Annotated in this window: 19 protein-coding genes; 6 read left to right on the forward strand and 13 right to left on the reverse strand. The window is 38.5% G+C overall.

Annotated elements, in window-relative coordinates; all coding sequences use genetic code 11:
• Genes LEP1GSC202_RS06155 through LEP1GSC202_RS06170 form a run of 4 tightly spaced genes read right to left on the reverse strand, consistent with a single transcriptional unit; the run spans position 1 to position 3,845 of the window.
• Positions 1-642 (reverse strand): HAD family hydrolase, encoded by a 642-nt coding sequence (locus LEP1GSC202_RS06155; protein ID WP_015677289.1) that lies wholly within the window; start codon positions 640-642, stop codon positions 1-3.
• Positions 632-1,351 carry an RluA family pseudouridine synthase gene (locus tag LEP1GSC202_RS06160; RefSeq protein WP_015676978.1) on the reverse strand — a complete coding sequence of 240 codons (720 nt, stop codon included), beginning with the start codon at positions 1,349-1,351 and terminating at the stop codon, positions 632-634. Before LEP1GSC202_RS06160 ends, LEP1GSC202_RS06155 begins: the two co-directional genes overlap by 11 nt.
• On the reverse strand, positions 1,348-2,523 hold the full coding sequence (locus LEP1GSC202_RS06165) for an ankyrin repeat domain-containing protein (protein ID WP_015677525.1): 1,176 nt from the start codon (positions 2,521-2,523) through the stop codon (positions 1,348-1,350). Before LEP1GSC202_RS06165 ends, LEP1GSC202_RS06160 begins: the two co-directional genes overlap by 4 nt.
• Positions 2,517-3,845, reverse strand: coding sequence for a WD40 repeat domain-containing protein (locus LEP1GSC202_RS06170; RefSeq protein ID WP_015677283.1), 1,329 nt, complete (start codon positions 3,843-3,845; stop codon positions 2,517-2,519). Before LEP1GSC202_RS06170 ends, LEP1GSC202_RS06165 begins: the two co-directional genes overlap by 7 nt.
• A gap of 145 nt (positions 3,846-3,990) precedes the next feature.
• On the opposite strand from LEP1GSC202_RS06170, the gene LEP1GSC202_RS06175 reads away from it, so the two are divergent.
• Positions 3,991-5,196 (forward strand): EAL domain-containing protein, encoded by a 1,206-nt coding sequence (locus LEP1GSC202_RS06175; RefSeq protein WP_015676388.1) that lies wholly within the window; start codon positions 3,991-3,993, stop codon positions 5,194-5,196.
• Between the two features lie 45 nt (positions 5,197-5,241).
• Here the strand turns inward: LEP1GSC202_RS06175 and LEP1GSC202_RS06180 are convergent, their stop codons facing one another.
• Genes LEP1GSC202_RS06180 through LEP1GSC202_RS06195 form a run of 4 tightly spaced genes read right to left on the reverse strand, consistent with a single transcriptional unit; the run spans position 5,242 to position 10,099 of the window.
• A complete protein-coding gene (locus LEP1GSC202_RS06180) occupies positions 5,242-6,441 on the reverse strand; it encodes an MFS transporter (RefSeq protein ID WP_015676753.1) in 1,200 nt (399 codons plus the stop codon).
• Positions 6,438-8,249: a Vgb family protein gene (locus tag LEP1GSC202_RS06185; protein WP_015676536.1), complete on the reverse strand. Its 1,812-nt coding sequence runs from the start codon at positions 8,247-8,249 to the stop codon at positions 6,438-6,440. The genes LEP1GSC202_RS06180 and LEP1GSC202_RS06185 overlap by 4 nt, the downstream gene beginning before the upstream one ends.
• A complete protein-coding gene (locus LEP1GSC202_RS06190) occupies positions 8,239-9,204 on the reverse strand; it encodes an NAD-dependent epimerase/dehydratase family protein (RefSeq protein WP_015677552.1) in 966 nt (321 codons plus the stop codon). The genes LEP1GSC202_RS06185 and LEP1GSC202_RS06190 overlap by 11 nt, the downstream gene beginning before the upstream one ends.
• A gap of 1 nt (position 9,205) precedes the next feature.
• Positions 9,206-10,099 (reverse strand): bile acid:sodium symporter family protein, encoded by an 894-nt coding sequence (locus LEP1GSC202_RS06195; protein WP_015676959.1) that lies wholly within the window; start codon positions 10,097-10,099, stop codon positions 9,206-9,208.
• A 439-nt stretch (positions 10,100-10,538) separates the two neighbouring features.
• On the opposite strand from LEP1GSC202_RS06195, the gene LEP1GSC202_RS06200 reads away from it, so the two are divergent.
• Entirely contained in the window at positions 10,539-12,098 is a 1,560-nt protein-coding gene (locus LEP1GSC202_RS06200; RefSeq protein ID WP_015677600.1) for a methyl-accepting chemotaxis protein, read from the forward strand.
• Between the two features lie 51 nt (positions 12,099-12,149).
• On the opposite strand, the gene LEP1GSC202_RS06205 is transcribed toward LEP1GSC202_RS06200, so the two are convergent.
• The 3 genes from LEP1GSC202_RS06205 to LEP1GSC202_RS06215 form a co-directional block, all read right to left on the reverse strand.
• A complete protein-coding gene (locus LEP1GSC202_RS06205) occupies positions 12,150-13,040 on the reverse strand; it encodes an alpha/beta hydrolase (RefSeq protein WP_015677092.1) in 891 nt (296 codons plus the stop codon).
• A gap of 51 nt (positions 13,041-13,091) precedes the next feature.
• Positions 13,092-13,685 (reverse strand): TetR/AcrR family transcriptional regulator, encoded by a 594-nt coding sequence (locus tag LEP1GSC202_RS06210; protein ID WP_015676669.1) that lies wholly within the window; start codon positions 13,683-13,685, stop codon positions 13,092-13,094.
• A 79-nt stretch (positions 13,686-13,764) separates the two neighbouring features.
• A complete protein-coding gene (locus LEP1GSC202_RS06215) occupies positions 13,765-14,316 on the reverse strand; it encodes a dihydrofolate reductase family protein (RefSeq protein WP_039928285.1) in 552 nt (183 codons plus the stop codon).
• A gap of 185 nt (positions 14,317-14,501) precedes the next feature.
• Here LEP1GSC202_RS06215 and LEP1GSC202_RS06220 point away from each other — a divergent pair, with 185 nt between their 5' ends.
• Together LEP1GSC202_RS06220 and LEP1GSC202_RS06225 are read left to right on the forward strand one after the other, a co-directional pair.
• Positions 14,502-15,974, forward strand: coding sequence for a ParA family protein (locus tag LEP1GSC202_RS06220; RefSeq protein WP_015677377.1), 1,473 nt, complete (start codon positions 14,502-14,504; stop codon positions 15,972-15,974).
• A gap of 327 nt (positions 15,975-16,301) precedes the next feature.
• Positions 16,302-19,370, forward strand: coding sequence for a chitobiase/beta-hexosaminidase C-terminal domain-containing protein (locus LEP1GSC202_RS06225; RefSeq protein WP_015676720.1), 3,069 nt, complete (start codon positions 16,302-16,304; stop codon positions 19,368-19,370).
• Between the two features lie 244 nt (positions 19,371-19,614).
• On the opposite strand, the gene LEP1GSC202_RS06230 is transcribed toward LEP1GSC202_RS06225, so the two are convergent.
• Positions 19,615-20,172, reverse strand: a complete 558-nt coding sequence (locus LEP1GSC202_RS06230) for a hypothetical protein (protein ID WP_015677017.1) — start codon at positions 20,170-20,172, stop codon at positions 19,615-19,617.
• A 335-nt stretch (positions 20,173-20,507) separates the two neighbouring features.
• Here LEP1GSC202_RS06230 and LEP1GSC202_RS06235 point away from each other — a divergent pair, with 335 nt between their 5' ends.
• Positions 20,508-21,077, forward strand: coding sequence for a DUF1554 domain-containing protein (locus tag LEP1GSC202_RS06235; protein ID WP_015676427.1), 570 nt, complete (start codon positions 20,508-20,510; stop codon positions 21,075-21,077).
• A 123-nt stretch (positions 21,078-21,200) separates the two neighbouring features.
• Here the strand turns inward: LEP1GSC202_RS06235 and LEP1GSC202_RS19425 are convergent, their stop codons facing one another.
• Positions 21,201-22,037 carry a pirin family protein gene (locus tag LEP1GSC202_RS19425; RefSeq protein WP_015677373.1) on the reverse strand — a complete coding sequence of 279 codons (837 nt, stop codon included), beginning with the start codon at positions 22,035-22,037 and terminating at the stop codon, positions 21,201-21,203.
• Positions 22,038-22,186: 149 nt separating this feature from the next.
• Between LEP1GSC202_RS19425 and LEP1GSC202_RS06245 the strand changes: the two genes are divergently transcribed.
• Positions 22,187-22,564, forward strand: a complete 378-nt coding sequence (locus tag LEP1GSC202_RS06245; RefSeq protein WP_015677305.1) for a hypothetical protein — start codon at positions 22,187-22,189, stop codon at positions 22,562-22,564.
• Positions 22,565-22,646: the final 82 nt, after the last annotated feature.

Below are 22,646 nucleotides of genomic sequence, written 5' to 3' on the forward strand. Positions count from 1 at the left end.
TTATAAAGTAAATACAAGTGGATCAGTAAAATCTGAAATGATTTGGTTCACATGAGGTTTTAATTCGTTGATTGTGTGTGAGGTGGCAATTCCTATTATGGAACATCCTGCTGCTTTTCCAGATAATAACCCGGCGATGGAGTCCTCAAACACCACACAATCCTTAGGATCTAAACCCAAACCATTTGCACAAAGTGAATACACTTCTGGATGTGGTTTGCCATGTTTGACCATGGAACCATCGATGATCACATCAAAATAAGAACGGATGTTTAAATTGTCTAAAGTGAAATTGACATTCATTGTGGGTGCTGATGTACCGAGAGCGATTTTCACTTGGTTGGTTTTTAAATACGAAAAATAATCAAGGATCCCCAAGTGAGGTTTCATTTCCTTAAGGTATAAGTTTTGGTACAAACTTTCTTTTTCTGCCCCGTACTTTTGAATTTCTTCTGCACTGATACTCCCAAAGATCATTTGGAACAAATCGGCATTCGTTTTTCCATTATAAGTATCTCTGTAAATTTGTGCATCTAGAGGGAATTTGTATCTTTTTGAAAACTCCATCCATGCTTGGAAATGGAATTTGTGATTGTCGACAACCACTCCATCCATATCAAAAATAAATCCTTTATGTTGCATTTTGAATCCTTTCCATTTCATAACCACCGACAAGGCCTGTCATAAAATTGGGAATATTGGTTGTAAATGAGAATGTTTTTTTCTGAAAAGGGTGAGTGAATGTGATCGAAAGTGAATGGAGTGCCATACGAGGATAGGATCTTGTTTGGTTGCCATACTTCGTGTCGCCAACGATGGGGTGGCCTTTATCTGCAAAATGTACCCGGATTTGATTTTTTCGGCCAGTGATGAGATCGATTTCTAACAGAGAATATAAATTGGATTCTTTTAACACTTTGTATTTTGTTTCAGAATACTTTCCTTCTTTCGGATCATCCACAGAATACACGCGGTGTGCTTTTGATTCTGTGAGATACGATTTGATGGTGCCTTGTTTTTCTTTCCAATGACCGTGGGTAACAGCAACATAAGTCTTTTTCGTTTTTTCCCAATTGTCTTGTAACGTTTGTTTTGCGGTTTCTGTTTTGGCAAATACAAGGATTCCGGAAGTATCTCGGTCCAATCGGTGAACAATAAAAATGCGATGTTTGGACCTTTCACTCCCCTTTTTCACATAATCCATCAGGGAAGCATAAGCAGTTTTTGATTTTTCTGATTCTGTGGCGATGGTCAATAGTCCCGCTGGTTTATCCACCACAAGCAGATCTCGGTCTTCATAAATGATGTGTAAGCCTTTTGGTAAAAACCGAGTGTTTGTTTTTGGGTTCATTCTTTCAATAGGAGTTTTAAAACTTTTGGATTGTTTTGCCGTTCTGCAAATTCAATCGCTGTTTTGCCCCATTTATCTTTTTTTTGTGGATTGGCTCCTGCGTCTAGTAGTAGTTGGATGAGTTCGTATTTTTCATTTAGGATGGCGCTGTGAAGTTTTGTGGAACCGTATTTGTCCAGGCCATCGATATCCTTCTCTATGGTTAAAAGGATTTTGGTTGCTTGCCAATTTTCATTGATGATTGCTTGTTCCAGTGCCGTGACTCCTTTGTCATTTTTGATACTGGAATCTACATTTTGTTTGGAAAGGATCCTTAGTATTTCCAAAGAATCACCGATCACACTTAGGTGTAGTGCTGTAGAACCTTCATGGTTTTTGTGATTCACATTTGCATTGGCATCAAGTAAAATTTGGAATAACTTTGGTTTGTCGGGATGGTCATTGCCCATATTGATCATGGCGAGTAATGCCGTGTTTCCTTCAGATGTTTCTAATTCCAAATTGGCACCTCGACGGATCAATTCTTCTACCAATCCAAAATTTTTACTGAAGACCGAATTCATCAAAGCGCTGACTCCTAATTTTGTTTGCGCATTGATATTTGCACCGGCATCAAGTAATGCCTTCACATGATCGATGAATTTGAATTCTGAGGATGCTAACGTAATGAGAGGAGTTTCTGTAAATGAATCTTGGGCCTCCAAATTGGCGCCTTTGGTTAAAAATAAGGCAAACAAAGACGGATCGAATTTCCGAATTTTGATCATAAAATAATGGAAATGGGTGCGATTGTAGTTTCTTTCACCTAACGCATAATTTGGATCGACCCCTTGTTCCAATAATAAACGGATGATATCGTTCTTACTAAAACTGATGGCAGTGGCAAGTGGGGTATTTCCATCTTTCATGGGAACATTAAGATTTGCTCCCTTGGAAATTAAAAACTTTGCGAGATCAACATTTCCCAGTTCAGCAGCATAATGGAGGAGTGTATACCCATCTTCATTTCGTTTTGTATTGACATCAAATCCTTTGTTTACTTTTTCTTTGATGGTTTTGGGATCACGCATTTGGGAAAGGTTGAGATCGTTTGCATCAATTGAGTTCAGCGATAGTAATAATAAGATAAATAAACTTACGAAAGTTTGGATACAATTTGATCGGATTACCATGGAGAGGACCCTCCTTGTGGGCGTAGGATGACAATTTGATTGCCGGTAGAAAGGCCTAAGACTTCTTTTTGTTTTGGATGGATTGCTATTAGATGAGGATGAATATATTGTTCATCATCGTTAGAAACAAACAATAGTTCTCCTTGTTTGGTATCAACGATATACACTTTCCCAGAAGAGTAAAGTCCTCCGATGACCAAAATTTGATTGGAAGGTGCAAATACGTCTCCTGCATCAAAAAATGAGGATCGAAACATTTCTTTTTTTGTCGTTAAATTGAATCCGTAAAATTGGATGAATCCTGTTTCCACACCGGCAGAACAAAATAAATGGTTACCATCAGGTGTGACGGCAATTGATCGAATGGTTTGTCGATCTTTTGTTTCCAAATCTTCCGAATCACTCCGAGGGATGTATACAATTGGACCTGCTGGTTTTTCTTCAACGATTTCAAAACTCATGTTTTGATCCATAATGGATGGTGTGATTTCATGGATCCTACCATGTGCATTTCCATAAAGAATCGAATTTCGTTTGTTCACATAATGGAATGGGAATTGGAGGTGGGCAATTTCAAACCCTGCAGGTTGCGTCCAATCAGCTGAGTTCGGATCAGCAGTTAATTGAAAGTCATTCAGTTTTTTTCCCGTTACCGTATCATAAATGATGAGCCTCCTATCATAAAAATTGGGTCCTTCCATATTATGTTTATAGGATACTAAAATCTTTTTTCCATTTTCTATGAATCTTGCATTGTCGATGGTGAGGATCCAGTTAGGTGCAAGACCTGCTTCTTGCCTGTTTGTTTTACTTTCATCTCCAGGGTATCTGTAGTCGATGTCGGCGGTCACAGAATAAAATAACGAATTCTCCGATGGTAAAAATTTCGTTATACTTCCGTTAGCTGAGGATCGAATGACTAAATATCGTTCTGAGGATTGAGAATTTGGATCGGTTTGTCCAAAACTTAAAAAGAATTGTCCATCTGGTGAAACATCAAAAATTTTTGGACCATCAAATTCTTTTTGGTAATGCATTTTTGCTTCCGTTTTCCAAATCAAACTTCCATCAACCAAACTGATCCGATAGATCCAAAAATCAGTGGTTCCGATAAGAGCGGATTTGCCATCACTGTGGTACCGTATGCTAAATATATTTTGTCCATCGATTGCGGGAGTGAGGCGAGTTTGGATTTGCCAAGAGAGATTGGTGTTTGTGACGGATGGACCATCATTTTGGAACTGCGGGAATTTTGCCATCGTTTGTGGGCTTACCGAAATTATGGGAAACAAAGATAAAACAAAGAGGAGGGTGTATCTCATGCGCGAGAGTCTAAGGGGTGGGAAAACGAGGTCAAGACTTCCTCGAAATTGCGAATTTCTTACGGGAATGTCCTTTTTTCTAGAATGAAATGTTTAATTTATTGAATTTATTTCTGTTAAAACAGATGATGAAGAAGAGGACTTTATGGTAAGTGCATTGGAACCAACCAAACAAAAACAATATGTCCCCTTACTCCAACCGATCTTTTCAGTTGAAGAACAGAATGTGGTGGCTTACGAATCCCTAGGCCGTGTCCGCGATGGAAGTGGTCAATTGGCAATGGTTCCGGAATTTTTAGATCCCAATGTGACTCCACTTCGCATGTCCGTCATCGACAGAGAGTTACTCAGCATCTCCTTAGAAAAAATTAAAAACACCAATGACCAACTCTTTGTCAATATGTCTCCGGACCAGGTGATTTTAGAATACGAAGAGTGTAAGGGGAATGTTCTTCCCATTACAGAAATAGTGAAACACCACGGGGTTTCCTTGGATCGAATTGTCATCGAGATCACAGAAAAATCGGGAAGTTTTGGAACAGATGTACTGGCAGCAGGTGTTGAACTTCTCAAAGAACAGGGATTTGGGATTGCATTAGATGATGTAGGATCAGAATCTTCCAACTTAGAAAGGTTAGGTGCCATTAAACCAGATATCATCAAAATTGATTTGAATCTACTAAAAAAATCCATCGAAAAAAGAGAATACCAATCAATCCTTGAATATCTAAAACAAATTTCGTTGAGCATTGGGTCACAGTTATTATTTGAGGGAATTGAATCGGAAGAAGAATTATTCCAAGCTGTGAATTCTGGTGCCAGTTTATTACAAGGATATTATTTAGGAAGACCAGTTGAATTTAATGAAGATAAACAAAGTATATGTGATGTAGTTGTGCCTCGTTTACAAATTTATCATGAGAATAAACGAAAGGAAGTCGCAAAGGAAATTGAATTTGAAAAATTGATAAAGACGAAGTTAATGTCATTACAATTAAAAACTATTAAATTGGACAATCGTGTGATCATTGATCCACAAAGTTTTTTTAAATTAGATCCAATGATACAACGGGTGTATGTGACAGATTGGCAAGGAACTCAAGTTTCTCCCTATTATGAAAGAACAAGTGATTCTGGATTCATCGAAAATCTGTCTTTTTTACAAAAAAACTGGTCGTATATGCCATTTTTTTATAAGCACGTAAAACAAGTGTTTCGTGATTCAGAGTCTTGGCAAGTCAGTGACCCGTATTGGGATAAAACATTAAAAAAGAAAGTGATTGTATACTCTCGTGTGAATGAAATGGGTTACTCATTTTTCGTAGATTTGGTTTTGGATGAAACGAAATAAAAAACTTGTTGGGATTTGCGGAACAAATGTACCAACAATGGTAAATTACATATTATAATTTCTCAATGTTTGCAATCTGATTGTGGTTATGATCACAATCAGAGTTAAGATAACCCCCGCAGATAGAACGGCTGTAGCAATCGATACCTTTACTAGGATGAGGCCAGAAAGTAACCCAGCAAACGCGGGAACGACTTGGCTTGTAATGGTATACAAACTCATAAGCCTTCCTCTATACTCTTGACTCACTTCTGATTGTAATATCGCAACCAGTAAACTGATACTGGCTCCTGCTCCAAATCCACTCAACAACAATAAGACAATAGAAATCCATAAGTAAGAACTGAGACCAATTCCAAGAAGGCCAAGACCACAGATCAATCCAGATGTAAGTATCAATTTGCCATAACCAAAATGTTTTGCTAATTTTAAGGAAGTGCCACCACCGATGAGGAGTGCCAATGCGAGTGCTCCTAAAAAGAAACCACGCTCTAATTCGCCTAAATTGAGAACTCCTTTGGCATACCTTGGCATCATCACTTGCACAGGTCCCATAGAACAATAAATCACGATAGAAAACAGTAGCGTTTGTTTTAATAATTCATGATTTTTGGCATAGGAGAGTCCTCTAAGGATCCGATCCCAAGCAGAAGATGATTTTCCTTGACCTTCTGTTTTGATTCCAATTAATAAAGCCATTGCAATCAAAAATAGAATAACACCTGTCAGGTGAACAAATTTCCAAGAACCTATCCTTTTGCAAAATGCTAAAATAGGAGGTGCGGATCCGAAACCTAACATCACTAAAACGTTAAAAATAACAGCCATTTTTTTCTGTTTTTCACCAGCCAACCTTCCAAGTAAGGACATTCTCGCTGGTGCAAGGATAGACCAACCCACTCCCACAAAAAAGGCACCTAACAAAAAGAAAGAGACGGCGACTTCACCTACCATCTGTGAAGAGAGGTTGAGTAATCCAAGTGCGATTAAAAAAGAGATATGGGCTAGTTGCGCTAAAATTTGGGGGGAGTGTGCATCACACCATGCTCCTGCAAACCAACCAAGAAACAGTGGAACTCCAAAACACAATCCAAAGCCAATACCTGCTAAAGCATCTTGGTTCCATACATCTTGTGCATATAAAATCACACTGTAGTTCGTGAGATGGCCTGCTAAAAATCCCAAAAAGGATGCAGACAAAAATCGAAACATTTGACCTTTGTGATACAGATTCGTTTGGTTCATTTTGCTTGTGTAACCTCCATTAAAGTTGGTTGCCCATCTTCAATATGCCAACTGGGAAACGCTCCATTCGAAGAATAAACCTTTCCATCTGGTGAAAATTCGATATCACGTGTGAAAGTAACTTTGCGGCTCATTGGGTACACTTTCCATGTTTCAGTTTTAATATCCATCGCCATTAGATTGTCAGACGAAGTTCCCGTCACCCAAACAAGATTGGATTTGCGGTCCACATTGAGAGAGTAAGGTGTTTCCACTCCATCAACGGCAGTGGGAAGCGGATAAAGTTTGAATTTTCCATCATCGGGTGTATACTTGGCAATGGATCCTTCTGGAAACACAGAAATCCAAACATTGTTGTCACGATCCACACGTAACCTGCGTGGTCCTTGGAAAGGAGTTGGAATCAATTGGAAAGAATCATTTTTGGGATCGATTTTACCGATTGTATCTGCATGGAGTCTTGTAAACCAAACAGTTCCATTTGGTGCAATATCAATTCCATACGGAAGAGGCATTCCACTCACACGTTCGTCTACAGGCAATAAATGCATTGGGAATCCCCAGTTCATGAGTTTGATGATGAACCCACTGATCCATAAACTAAAACTTTCCTTTTTGGTTCTAGCAGGTAAATCATAGGTATGGAAACTTTGATCCTTACGATTGAACATACCCACTTGATTCGAAAGTGCTAACGTAAACCAAACACGATCTTCTCTATCAATTCGAATTGTGTGAGGATACAAACCATCTTTAAACAAATGATTTTTAAATTTTTTTGATACCGGATCAAATTCGGTGATACGTCTTTGTAATGAAGGAGTGATGAAGATATTCCCATCAACTGGTGATTCGGCAAGAGAATGCAAACCAACATAGGTTTCATGTTTTTGGAAGGAACGTAACCTTCCAGGCAGTAGTCCTCCCAATTCATCTTCAGGTAGTTTGGGAACCTTATAGACAACCGTTTTACCAGTGTTAGGATTTATTTCCCAAAGCCGATCTTGGATATTATCACCTACATATACCAAACCAGTTTTTTTATGGAACAATAGATCATGCATTTGGGAAAAACTATCACCCATTGGCCATTCCCGAATCACAGCTCCATATAATTCCTTCCCCCAGGTTCTACCAGGTTTCACTCGTTCTGGGTGTTTTAATAAATCAACATAGGCATTGGATAAAATTCCTGGAAGTTTTTTCTTGGCTTTCCCATGAGGTCTTGCGCCATAACCCATCATTCGATTGATGATTTCTTCCCAATCTCCTTCAGAAAATGCGCGTCGCATAAAAAAACTACCTTGTTGGTGGCAAAAACCACACTGTTCCAAATAGGTTTTTCTAAGCTCTTTATCTTCGCCAAACTCAAGTGCTGCGACCCAACTATTCGAAGGATACTGACCAACCAAATAATTGAGGTCTGTTACTTTCTCCATTCGAAACGAAACAGAACTCACATTCGAATATGGCCTTACATTGATGTCCTTATAACCAATTTTGCGAAGTCGAATGGTCACTTGCGGAGCATACGGAAAAGGGATATCCACTTTTCCATTGGGGTTTGTGAACATGGTCACTTCTGGTGTGATAAAAAATGTTAATCCTTCTGGCGGATACCCATGGTCATCCCTTGGTGGGACTTGTGGTTTTTCTGCTTTGATTGTCACCATCACCAGGTCTAGGTTATTGCCATTACTATCTTTTACATTGACCTGTATCGCGGATAACGATGTATAGGTGATCGCAAAAATAAAAAACAAAACCAATTGAAAGAGAAATCTATATTTAAATCGCTTAAATTTCATCATATGGAACTCCTTTGGCATTTAAGTAAGCAATGAACGTCTCTTTGGAAGTATACTTGGGAATGTACCCAAACACAGATTTCAGTTGTTTGTTGGAAAGTACAGGCCGATAACGCAAAAAATCAATTTGATCGGGACCATATTGTGTGAGTCGAAATAGTCTTAGGATGAAAAGTATAAATTGTAAAAAAAGTGCAGGGATTGGTAAGTAAGGTTTTCGGATCATACGGCTGATTTCTTTTAAACTAAGAGCCCCATCTCCTGCAACGTTAAAGATTCCGTCTTTTTTCTCAGCAATCCCTTTTGCGATGATGCCAATGACATCCTCATCCCAAATGAAAACAAAAGGACTTTTGTGACCGAGGATTCCCATTACAAATGGTTTTTGGAACATATCAGTGATTAGGTTATTCACAGTTTTTCCTAATATGGTTCCTGGTCGTAGTACCAATTGTTTGAGTTCTGGAGAATTGGTACGGTATTCTTTCAGAATTTCTTCTACTTCTCGTTTGTTTTTGGAATAAACAAATGCCGAATGACCGCGAATCGGATCTGTTTCTTCGATCCAATCTTTGTTTTCTTTATGATACCCGTATGCGGCCCCAGAACTAGTAATGATCACTTGTTCTGTTTTTGCATAGACTGCACCATCTAACACATTTTTGGTGCCATGAACATCAATTTTCCATTGTGTTTCTTCACTCATCCCCGGTGGAGGATTGAGTATAGATGCTAAATGGACAATCGAATTTGGTTTCCATGTTTGGATCAAATCGATTACTGCATTCCGGTCACTGATCTCTAATCGTTGGAATTCTAAATTTGGAAAATTTTGGATACCATTCATTGGTTTGATATCGGTCGCCAAAATTTTCCAATGGGGGTAGGTTTGTACCAAATGATGGATAAGGGTAGATCCTATATATCCGGCTCCACCCGTAATGAATACCTTCAAATTAATAACCTTCTTGCGGAGGGTTTCGTTTCCAAAAGGAAACTAATAGCAATCCAGAAATTATATGCCATATCCCCCAAAATGCAGCCACCAAAGCCATGTTTGGTTCCGCTTGGAATTGGGTTAAAATAAGTCCTAATGCAAGGCCAGAGTTCTGCATTCCCACTTCAATTGTAATCGCACGTCTGTTCCCTTCATTTTGACGAAAGAGTCTAGCGATCAAGTTTCCGATGCAAAGAGCAATGAAATTGTGAAACACAACAATGATAAATACAAACCCCAGATGTTCTAAAAAGATTTTCCAATTTCCTCCGATGGCAAACGCAACAAATACCACAAATGCAAGAGAAGAAATTCGTTTGAAAAACGGAGTGATTTTGTGGGCAAATCCTGTAAAATAATTACCGAGTATCATCCCTAAAAGTAAGGGAACCAAAAGTAATACGATCATACTTTTTATGATCATCAAACTATCAATTCTTAGATCTCCTGAACCAGATATCATAGCATGAGTCACTGGATTTATATTTGCCGTTAATGTGAAGTTAAGTGGTAAGGTGATAATCGCAAATAAACTAGAAACCGCAGTCATACTCACGGAAAGTGCAGTATTTCCTTTTGCAAGATGTGTGATGATATTGGACAAGTTTCCACCGGGACTTGCGGCAACCAATAACATCCCTAATTCGATTCCCGCAGGAAGATCTAACAGAAGTGTGATGAGTAAAGTAACCCAAGGCAAAAAGATGACTTGGCCAATGAGGCCACAAAGGGCAGCAATTGGTCTTTGTAACACTGCTTGAAACGCAATAAAACGAAGTTCGAGTGCCACACCGAAAATCATCAGTGCTAAAATTAAACCCAAAACGATCTGATAATCATTGTTATAATTCATAATTGAATCTTCCTACCGAAACATCACAACCAAACACAAACCAGTTGAGTCATTAATAAACGTTCATCGGACTAAAATTTAAATCATGAAAGATTGGATTCTATCTTTTTTTATGATCAAAAGAATCGAATCGTAAGTTATTTCTGAACAGTTTGTATTTTTTTGGGCGGATCCGCTTGGCGCGGACCGGGCTTTCCGTTCCAATCTTTCCTATCGGAAAGGATTTCCACTACAATCCCTTCCGCATTTGTTTTCGCTGACAAGTCATAGACGGGTCCAATGACTCTCTCAATCCGTTGGAAAAAATCCCAACTGACCGCAAAAAATTCAAACTAGACAGTAAGATTGGTTGCATTTTTTTAGTAGACTATTGTCGAGAAATGAAAATGTACCAAATTTTCGTCAGATCAACAGCACCATCGGGTATTTGAGGTAAAGAGTGTTAACAATTGCAGACCTTTGGAAACAAGGAAAAATCATCATCAACCGAATTCGATTTGGTTTAGTTTTATTATTTTTACTTGCGATGATTGGTGCCAAAGATGAATTCCAACCCAAAATGTTCCTCATTCATATGATTGGAACTTGTATCATGGGATTTTACTGTGCCATTGCCTATGTTTTGGAAAAAAAAACAAACCCTCCCACTTGGTTTCACAAAATCCTGATCATCATGGACACACTGGTTTTGTCTTTCACAATCATTTTAGATTGTTCCTTAAGTTTACAGGAAGCGGAAGCAGCACTTGCAAATGCAGTTGTGTATTTTATTTTTTTCTTTAACGCCATTTACTCAGGATTTTTAGGAGATCGAAAATTTGTTTTGATCAACTCCTTTCTTGGATCCATTTTAGTTGCGGTTGCATTGGTTGTCGCTGTTAAGATCGGTGGTGTTCAACTTTCTGTTGATCCCGAACAATCCAGACAAATTGGTTATGTAGGCCTTGCGGGTGAAGTGATGAAACCAATTTTTATTATGATCGCAGGGTATATTGTAAGTTTATTAGTGCAGTTACTAACCAAGATTAGTTCACTTGCTGAAATCAAAGCAGAAGAAGCAGAGATGCTTTTAGGCCAAACAAAAGAAAGAAATAAAGTTTCCACCAATGCAGCGATCAAACTTGAAAGTTCCATCAATAATTTTAGTAAATTTGTTTCTGATACATCATTAAAATTAGAATCACAAGCAGCATCATTGGAAGAAATCACTGCAGTGATTTCGGAACTTTCTAGTTCCTTTGAGTCCAATGGCGCCTCCATCGAAGAACAAAATAATAAAGTCCAAAGTATGGTTTCTGATACAGTAGAACTCAAAGAAACGGTGGATCAAATTTTAATCCAAAGTGAACAACTTGTGGAAATCGCCGAGATGAATAAAAAAGAAAGTATGTCTGTGACAGAAGTGGCAGACCAAACCGCAACACATTTAGAATCCATCCAAGCTTCCTTTGATCAAGTAAACGAAATCAATAACATCGTTGCAGAAATCGGAGAAAAAACCAACTTACTGGCATTAAATGCTTCAATAGAAGCTGCCCGTGCCGGAGATGTTGGTAAGGGATTTGCTGTGGTTGCCAATGAAGTGAGTAAACTCGCTGAGTTTACGAAAAACAATGTAAAACGTATCGCAACCGTAGTGAAAAGTTCAAAGGAAATTATCACCAATGCACGAGATGCTTCCAAAAGTACGGGTGAACTAGCAAAATCTCAAATTGAGCGTCTAAACCAAACGTTAATGCAAATCCAAAACATGAACCAACTCTATGTTGAACAACGGAATACTTTATCTTCTATACTCTCAGAACTTTCTCAAATTCGCGAACTTTCCAATCAAATTGCGGGTTCCACCAAAGAGCAGTTGTTAGGCCAAAAAGAAGCATCAAAAGGAATCATCCAGTTAGAGATGGAAGTCAACGAAATTAGCCGTGCCTCCAAAGACTTAGAAGAACACATCCAAATGATCAAAGAGGAAGCCAATAATTTGGCTTCCATGGGATAAATTGATTCCAAAAGAATTTCGGATCAATTCCGGCTTAAACCTTTTGGAACTTTATTGCCTTTCGTTTGCATCATCCTTGGATGTTAAAAAACGTAAGATTTCATCCCTCACCAGGTCGGATCGTAGAATCATTTTATGACCCAATCCTTCTGTGGAAAAAAGTGTTCCGCGTTTCCATGCTTTGCTGACGACTTCTCCCATTTCATAAGGAATTTCAAAATCTCCTCGATCATGGATTACAAGTAATTCGTTATCCAATTTGGATCCGATTGTTTCTAGGTCGATGCTTGCCATACTTCGTTTTACCTTTTTTTCTAACACGGTCCGCATGCTTAGAATATCCTCTTCTGATAACTCGAGATGACGACTAAAGTCACGAATCAAAAGTTCCAATTTAGAAGGTGGGGCTATATAAATTAGTTTATTTGTTTTTACTCCTAACTCTTGTGCAACAGAGGCAACGGCTCCACCAAAAGAATGAGAGATGATGACATTTGGATTTCCAATCTGATCTGTCAGTGCCTTCACGATGTTTGCTGATAAAACAATATTTGAATAACGCCCAGAAGAAACTCCATGACCTGGTAAATCTAGTCCAACTACACGGACTCCTCTTTCTATTAATGAAGGAATGATTCTTGAAAAATTTCCTGTTTGTCCATTCCATCCATGTATAAGTAAAATCATTTCGTTTGCATCTACAGAATCATTCCAAACATAGTATTGGATTTTGTGTTCTTTCACTTGTAACCAATATTTGTTGGCTTTATCCAGTACTTCCAATTCCTTTCTGGAAGGACTTTGTTTATCTGTTTTCAAAAACCTTTGGACCGTCACAAACCCAAACCATTTTGAATTTTGTTTCCCAAATTCCCATTTTTTTTCCATTGGAATGGGGTAAACTCCATTTAAAGAACGAACGATCGTGCTATTTATACTCATAAGAATCTCCTAAATGTTCTCATCATTCATCATTATTTCGCTTTCATTGGATTACGGTTTTGAATTTCGTTTGATTAAATCGTTAAAACATTGTTTTGTCCGTTTCTCAGAAGATTTATCTTCTAATAAACGATTGTAAAAATGATAGGACAACACGAGTCCCCAGATCTCTTGCACCATATGTTCTACATTTGTTTTTGAATCCAATTCTCCCATTTGTTTTGCTTCTTCTACAAATTGTTTTAAGGAGGAGTGCCAAGAGAGTTGGATTTTTCGTAAGTGGTCACGCACCATTCCTGGTTTATCATCAAATTCAGAACTAGAGGCAAGGAATAAACACCCTCCCGGCAATGAGGACTTTTCTGACCACTCGAGCCAATTGGAGAATGCATTTCGAATGCGAGTGATCCCAGGTTTTGTTTTTAAGGTTGGGTACAATACGAAACGTCGAAAAAACTCACTTCCCTTTCGCAAAACATCGATTTGAAGGTTTTCTTTGGATGAAAACTTGGCAAAGAGTCCACTTTTGGACATTCCTAATTCTTCCGCAAGACTACCAATGGTAAGACCTTCCAAACCTTGGACACTAGCAATTTGCACTGCCCGGTCCAAAATCATCGATTTTGTGGATTCCCCTTTGCCCATAATATTAGTACGATCGTTCGTTTAAATTTGTAAAGTATTTTTTTCGGGTTTGGGAGGCACAAAAACGTTTCTTTTTCCCTTATTTGGAATAACGAAGGATCACACCACCGGTTGTGAGTGGAGTTGTTTCGATGAGTTGTACATTTTGGTTTGGAATTCCTTCAGTGAAAAGCCGCCTTCCTTTTCCTAAAAATACAGGAGCAATGCAGATGCGGAATTCATCAAAGAGATTTGCTTTCATCAAGGAGTTAGAAAGAGAAGCACTTCCAAAGACAAACAGATCTCCACTCCCGTCGTTTTTCAACTTGGAAATCTCCGTAGTGGCATCTTTGGTAATGGTGGAATGTTTCCAATTGGTTTTGCTAATTGTTGTGGAGCAGACAAGTTTTGGAAGTTCGTTCATGTACTTTGCCACTTCGCCTTCTTCTTCTTTTGCATTGGTCCAATAATCTGCCATTCCTTGGTAGGTTTTGGCGCCAAACACAAGCATGTCGGCGGAACGAAGTTGTGTAAGGCTAAATTCTTCGAGTTCTTTACCCCAAACAAGTCCATGAAAACTTAAGTCCCAAGGACTTTCACCTTCGAAGTAACCGTCCAAAGTGACCACATTCCACATAATTAACTTTCTCATATCGAATATAAATGAGTCATGGTTTTCTAGAAATCGTCAAGGAAATTGTTACATTGAATCATGTCTTTATTTTCTACTTTTGATTTTTTCTTTAAAATCTTCAAATGTTTTTAACTCAATATTCATAGTTGTTAGTTGCAGGAAAATTGATTATGAATCATGGTTGAAATCATGTGGAGAAACTCGTGAAACACAGAGAGGAAAAAATTGATTGGAATGCAATTATCAATTCGTTACCTGAAAAAAACGAAGCATTTGTTGAAGATAAATTTGTAATACCATGGTTAAAAACATTTTTTGGATATCATGAAGACGCAATCACTCGTCAAGATTCACCAAAAGGCACAAGAAGACGAACAGACATTCTAGCATTAGGCGACAATGACAGAGTTAGCTTGATTGTTGAAGTCAAACAGCACGGAACAAAGGATTTTCCTGAATTTAATACGGAAACGGGAATTGTTTCTGAATTTGAACAACTCACGGAGTATTTACGTTCTTTTTATGACAACGTAAACAAAAAACACATTCCATTTGGTATTTTTACTGATGGAGAAAGAGTATTAGTTGTCCGCAACTATTTTGGAATGGTTCACCCAATCAGTTACATTCATAGTTTAAAAAGTGGAAAAGGTGTTGTTTATTGGTCAAATGAAATTGTAAAAGCAATCAATAAGAAAGAAAAGGAACCAATCATTCTCACAACTTATAATAATAAAGGGGGAGTTGGGAAAACAACTGTCAGTTATATACTCGCAAACTATTTATCAAAGATAAAAGATAAATCCGTTTTGGCTCTTGATTTTGATCCATTACAATCCGATTTTTCAAGACTGTTTAATGTTGATTCTGATAATTTTTACGATGTGATTGATTGGTTGGAGGGAACGGTTGATAAAAACGACAAAAAGAAAGCCTTACAACTGCGAAATAAAAATCTTGTATTGGCATTGGCAAAAGCAAATGAAAGTTCCAATGAGGCGATGAAAAGAGGGAATCTCAATAAGTATTCCAGCCTTTCTGGTAGCATTACAAAGATCAATAGTTCTGCAAAAACCATTTCTAAGTTAATGAAACGAGGGCTTTTGCTACCGGAGTCCGCGTCAAAAAAGCCTGAATATCATAAGTTTGATATTGTCATCATTGATAGTCCTCCTGGTTGGTGGTACTATTCCATGCTTGCGATTTCGTTATCCGATGTGATCATCCCTCCTATAAACTTTAATAATGGTTCTTCTGTTATCAATTTGGTACGATTTTCAAACCAATATTTTCCTGAGTTGTTTAAACATTTGAATCCTTCAACGAACAAAGAAAAAGAAAATTTTATCAATTTGCGTTCTCCTGTGTTTTCACATATGGTCATTAATTTTTTTGATAAAAATGACAAAGAAGTAAAAGAGAAAGACTTAGACCAAGTGGTTGCAAGGTATCTCGGAAAAGAAATTAAAGATTCGTTCATTCGAAAATCTTTGTTTCGTAACGAACGTGTAGATGGAATCAGTGGCCGTACTTTTGATGCGATTCGTTTGCCACTAAGTCGATCGATCAACCAATTGTCATCTCTTGCGATTGAAGATAAAGATAGAAAACGTGTTGAAAATGAAGTTCATAAACTCGGGGAAATGATCGTCTCTGATATATTTCCATTTATGTGAAGTTAAGTTTGTCTTTATAAATCAAATTTTCTTCGCGTTAAGGATACGGAGGGCATGGTCACCTGCCATCGCTCGATGGTAGGTGACGGGAGCGACAGCGCACCCCGGAGTAGCCTGACCCTAACAAAAGAATAGTACGGATTGAAACAATTGGGGAACGCCCAGTAATGCTTTCCATTACAGTTTTTGGAAACGTTTTGGCAGATGTATAGGCGAGTGCAGAGGTTGTCACAAAAACCACCTAACAATTCCATTGACAAATATTCTGAAATTAGAATGAATGAGTACCCACATGCGATGCATGGGATTTGAAAAAAGGAATGAAAAATGAATTCGAAACTACTGGTCGTACTACTTTTAGGGTTATCCTCATATAATTGCATTGGTTTTTTGCTTCCAAAAGACAAACAAAACCAATCTTCGTTCCTTCAGTCCTTTTTGGGTATTTTTATGGGCAGTTCCGCCAATGTTCGCTCGGTTTCGGCTGAAGTCGGACCAAGTGGAGGAACTTTAAGTGCCTCAGACGGAAGTTTTTCGTTTGAAATTCCGGCCGGAGCTCTCTCCGAAACAAAAGTCATTACTGTCTCAAGGAATGTGACCCCCAATGGTTCCATTCCAACCGAATATGGATCCTCAAGTCCCGTATTTAAATTTGAACCAGAAGGTTTGAAGTTTTTAAAACCTGCTTATCTAACCATCAATTACGAACAAGGTAGAATGCCAGAAACTGGGATCGAAGAACGTAGTGTGGGAATGTATTATGTAAAAGATGATTCCACTCTAGAGAAAATGAAAAAAGTTTCTGTGGATTATGCAGCGAATACCATGAAGGTAGAGGTCGTTCACTTTTCTTTTGGTGTGGCATTGAACATCCAAATTTGGTTGGTTTCTAGTGGAATCATCACAAATCCCAATCCTGTTTCGAATATAGCGGACCGAGTGATTGAAGAATTAGCAAATTTTGCTGACTACGGTTATGCGAGCCCAAGTGAATACTTCCAAGCAAACGCTGGAATTCTAGGACCATTTTTAGCAGAACTCGTAGATGTGTTAGGAACAGATCCCGTCACAGCAGCCTTTCCCAATGCGGATTTTGATGGTGATGGGGCACCTAACTTTGAAGATCCGATGGTTCCTTCCCTTGGACCAGTGATCACTGTAAATTCAATTTCGGCACCGTATGTGAGTACGGTATCAGGTTCCATACTTGCAACAGAGATCCAATGGAGGTCTTCCAAAACAGGGACCTATTCGATTCGTAAAAATGCGGCCGATTGTAATTCGGGAACAGCTCTGTATTCCGGGAGTGTGACTGCGAATGTGAACCAAACCTCTGGAACCATCCTTGCATCATCCCTCAATTTTGGAACCAATGCCTTACGGATCTGTGTGACTAGTAGTGGTGTGACCGGATTTGGTGTGGCAAATGTCACTCGAGATGACACCGCTCCCGGTGTGACCATCCTCCCATCAGGTGGGAATTATGGAGCCGTCCAATCTGTTGTGATGAATTGTTCTGACACAGGTGGGGCAGGTTGTTCGAAAGTAATTTACACAACGAATGGAACCACACCATCCTTTGGTGCCAATTGTTCGGTGGGTGTAGGAACAGAATATACGGCATCGGTTCCAACACCGAACCAAACTTCGACGACCTTTAAGGTAAGGACTTGTGACCGTGCTGGAAACCAATCCGTTGTGTTTAGCGAATCTTACACAGTGGATACCGTTGTTCCAACCATCACCATCAATAGTGTATTGCCATCTACATACTTAAAAAATGACCAAGTAGCAACAATTAGTTGGAAATCCGATAAAGCAGGGAATTATCATTTGAAATTAGGAGCCACATGTGCTTCTGGTTCGGCACTGTCTGGAACAAACGTAACTGGGACAGTTGCCGCGAACGAAACGGTTGTATCCGAAATCCCTGTGGCTTCCTTTGGTTCGGAAGGAAACAAAACCGTTGTGGTTTGTGTGGCAAACCTTGTGGGCACCAATGGATCTTCTTCTGTCAATTATACGGTTGACCATTCAAGTCCAGTCATCACCGCATCTGTCGACAACGGAACCTATACTGGACCACAAACTCTCACCATCAGCTGTGAAGACCTTTATTCTGGCTGCCATGAAGTGATTTACACGGTTAATGGAACTTCCCCATCCTTTGATGCTAATGGTTCCATCCAAAATGGACAATTGTATACAGGTTCCATCATCACACCTAACAATGCGGTATTGCAATATCGATTTTTGGCAAAAGACCATGCAGGGAATGTTTCCACGGAGCTCGTGAGGAATTTTACGATTGGGGAATTGATCCCAAGGTTTACGTCGTTTGATGTGCCTGGTGTTGCAATAGCTACAACAATCGATGAGACAGCAAAAACCATTACGATTTTAGTCAATAAAACAACTACTTCAGAATATAATGTAACGTATACTGTCGAAAATGCGAGTTCTGTAATACTTACAAATTCTTTGCCATCTCAGATTCCTTTTCAACAAAATGATTCGATTCCCGTGATATGGGATTATACTAGAAAATTAGTGAATGAACTAACACTTATGAGTCCCACAGGCAATTCGGTAAATTATAAGATTTTTACAATTGGATTTGATTTGAGAATTAATACTCCTCCAACATCTACTTTTTCCACTAAAACTTCTGCGAATATTCAGATCAATGGTTGGTTTAGTGAAAATGTAAAATTTAGAATAGAATCAATACATGGCAATGTTGATTTAACACAATGTGTAAGAATGCCTTATGGAGAAGAAATTCAATATCACATCTGTCACAATATTTCTTTATTTCCAAATCCCAATGGTTATTATTTAGATTTTGTGGTAACAGATGTAGCTCCGTACAAAAGTTATAAAGTTCAAAAAGCAACAAAACTAATTGGAACAAAGAATGGTGTTGGTTTTGAAAATGGTGAAATCCCATATTGTATTTTGCACTATCCAACTTCTATGAATGTTCAAGTTGGAGCGACAGCGACGGAATCTAATTGGATCTACTCTCGGGTTTATTATCCAAATGTTACTAACAATTTAATTGATAATACTCTGATCTCAGGCGAAATCGGTTATGGACCTCAAGGTACGGATCCACGAACTAATGAAGGCTGGAGATATTTTGCGATGACATTCAATCCCACTACTCTCATTGATAATCCAAATAATTCGGAATATGCTGGAAAATTTAAATTCCAACCATATACAAGTGTAAATACGTATTCCTATACTGCCAGATTTTCGATTGATGGTGGTTTGAATTATACCTATTGTGATACCAATGGAAATGGATCAGACTATTTCACCTATGGACAAATTTATCCAGAATTGCAGTTCAGTCCCAATTTACTTGGCACATTGAATTTGACAAATTAGAGAACCTGGATATTAAACCTGTTCGATTTTCATTTTACATGAACCTCGCCTGCTAACGTTAGTAGGCGGAGGCAAGACTGGTCTGACTTTTGAATGAATTTAAATTTTGTCTTTCTTGCATTAAATTTTTCAACTAAGTGCAGATGCTTTCTGGAATGATCTCTGATTCAACTGTTTCTTGAAATTCAACCGAATTTCGGAATTGATTTCGATATTGATTCATCAATGGAAAGGTAAAAATCTTTCATACCAATGGTGGCCAAACACTACTTTTGTCAGGGTCATTTGGCAGATAGACAACCCAAAGTTGATCACCTACTTTTTTGGTGAGGTGGACTTGGTCATAGATATTGCCAACGTTTCCTTTGTGTTGGATTCCATTCACTTCAAATACAAATTCCACAATGGAGGGAGATTCTCCATTTAAGGATTGGGTATAGTCTTTGCGGATGTCTGTGATTTCGCCGACTGTTGCTTTCCCTTCTTCCAAAGGAAGCAGTTCATCATTTGCTGTTTTCAATCCCTTTCGCCAACAGAAAATTCCAATGATGGGAAAGAGGATCGTCCAGAAAAAGGGAATCGTAAAAATGATTCCGATCATGGTCATTACATTGCCCGTGTATTTGATCCTACGTTTGAATTTAGCGGGAAGGACTCTTGGAGCAATGGGAGGCTCCGAACCCATGCCATCGGAGGTGATTGTATATTCGAGTGTTCCTCCACAATTGGTGCAGTTGGTAACGTTGCTGTTGGGGTACTTCGTTTTACACCACGGACATTGGATGGCGGTTTCAAATGGCATAGAGTTTCCTCACTTTCATTTGGCTAACAATTTTACCGATTGTCAACAGTAGCAAAAGAAAATTAAAAAAAACATAACGTAAGAAAAAGCTTAGGTTTGTTGCCCTTGCTTTTGGATGTGAAAATCATCTTTTCTGTGGTTTCTTTATGATCATATCACATAACAAGAATTAATGATTGAACAGTGATCAACTTGAAATTGTAAACGTATGTTCGTTTATTTCCTCTCATGATTTAGAACGAACGTAATACACTCGAATTTGAATTTTTAAAAAATGCATCTATCCCAAACGATTTCTTGGTTGCTAAGCATCAGGAAAGGATTATCATCAAGGAATGCGTTTTCTGTTTTATGCATTCATTTTCCTTTGTTTCCAATGTGCAAAGCCAACTCTCAATAACCCACGTGATTTTGAATCCGATTCGTTTCGAGAAAATGAATCACTTCTATGTCTCACAGGGCAAAGTTCTTTCTGCCAAGCGGCGATTCCTGTTTGTACCACGTGTCGTTTTTTTTCCACAAGCATTACTTATAATGGAGCTCGCGGTGGGATCGCTGGAGCCGATGCCAAATGTATGAGTGATTCGAAAAAACCAACGGAGCCAGCAAGAGCCGTCTTCAAAGCGTTCCTTGTGGATGATGTGAACCGGATTGCTTGTACGTCAGATAATTGTTTAACTGGAGGTGCATCGGAACATGTGGATTGGATTTTAAAGCCCAATACAACGTATGTGAGGGCAGTGGATGGAGCGACGATTGCTACCACAAATAATGTAGGAATCTTTACCAGCCAACCAGGTGATGCGGAAAGTCCTTCAGTTTCTACTATTTTTACAGGTATAGATACTTTCGGTTGGGATACGCGGTTAAATAATCATTGCAGCAGGTGGAACGACTGGAAGTAATGGTGGAATAGCACCCAATAGCAACAGTTTGTATTTTTCGGGAGGTGTTCCAACTTGTGATAACCAGTCCGTTATCCTATGTGTGGAGCAGTAGTTGTAAAAAATTTGAATCTTACATTGGCTTTAAAACGAAGGAGATAAATTCCCCAATTGCCCTTCTCTCAATTTGGAAACTGTCTCTTGCATCCGAATCGAATCTGATAAACACAAGGATCCGTTCCAAACATAGTCTTCCTCTAACTTGGGAGCAGATAAAAACAAAAAGTTACAACCTTCTTCGAATGCGTTCAGCTTTACTCTTTTTGTTTGATCCTTCAGAACAAATATTTCATTGGAAGAAATCATTTCATCGGCATCGGATTTGAGCTTTCCTTTGATACAGACCACTAGTTGGATTCTATCAGCATTTAATTCCAATTCGATTTCTGCATTAGAATCCAATTGCACATCCAAAAACTGAAAAGAAGGTTGGATTCCATCAATCTGATTAGTGACGTCACCAAAACTTCCCAATAACACGAGAACAGAACATCCATTCGTTTGGACTTTTGGAATGTCTTTCGGTGATAGATGAAACGCCTTACCTTCTAACAGTTCAAATTGTTTGGGCAATTTCACAAACATTTGTAATCCAAAACAATTTACTCCTGGTTTAGTCGGGATTTCTTCATGGAACATTCCTTCTCCGGCTTGGGTCCAATGTAAACCACCAGCTTCAATGATGGAAGTATCTCCTTTGCTATCTCGGTTTTGGAAGACTCCTTCTGAAGAAGGGAAAAGATAGGTCACTGCCGAAAATCCTGCATGAGGATGAGGTGGGAATGTAGGCATTGACATATGAAAGAGGTCTAAATTTAAAAATGGATTTAAGGATTTGGGACAACGGAATCCATAGGTAAAAAAAGATTCAGTGTGTTTGTGTGGGACCATTGCAATTTTGAATTGCGTATCTGTTTCCATATTTAATGCCTTTTCCTTTGGACAGAGTTTGGTTAAAATGGGGGAAAAATTTATTCGTTAAAAATATGATTAAGAATGTAATAGGTTTGATATTATGAAATGAATATTTCCCACTTGCAAGATTCATTCGCTTTTCTAATTTTTACACCATGTCTTCTTCTCCAAAACAATCTCTCTTCCATTGGTTTTTAGGTTTTTATTTTCGCCTACTTTGCATCTTAGCCGTAGATTTAGTTGTCACATTGATCAACGGACAGGTATTGGGTTTAGCAATTCAATATGAAAAACCTACTGCGACTTTAATCGGTATGGGAGTTGTTCTATTACTATTTTTCTTTTTGTTCTCAATCATAGATCGGCTCACAAAGTTTGTTTTGAAAATGACGGTAGATATCGGAAATTTTTTGGTCTTTCGTAAAACGGCCGTTCTACTTATCTTATGTGGGATAACATATGGAATCTATATGCTGTATTATCATACATGGTTCGGTGTTTGGCCAAAGATTAAAATTGAATCCATTCTATAATAAAATCATTAAAAAATTGTTTATTGCGAAAAGCACCCAAGGATGGGAGCGGGCGGGAGCTCAGGCCATGGATGGCCAGGTG

Origin of the sequence: Leptospira yanagawae serovar Saopaulo str. Sao Paulo = ATCC 700523 (genome assembly GCF_000332475.2) — a bacterium.
In the GTDB taxonomy this organism is placed as follows: Bacteria; Spirochaetota; Leptospiria; order Leptospirales; family Leptospiraceae; genus Leptospira_A; species Leptospira_A yanagawae.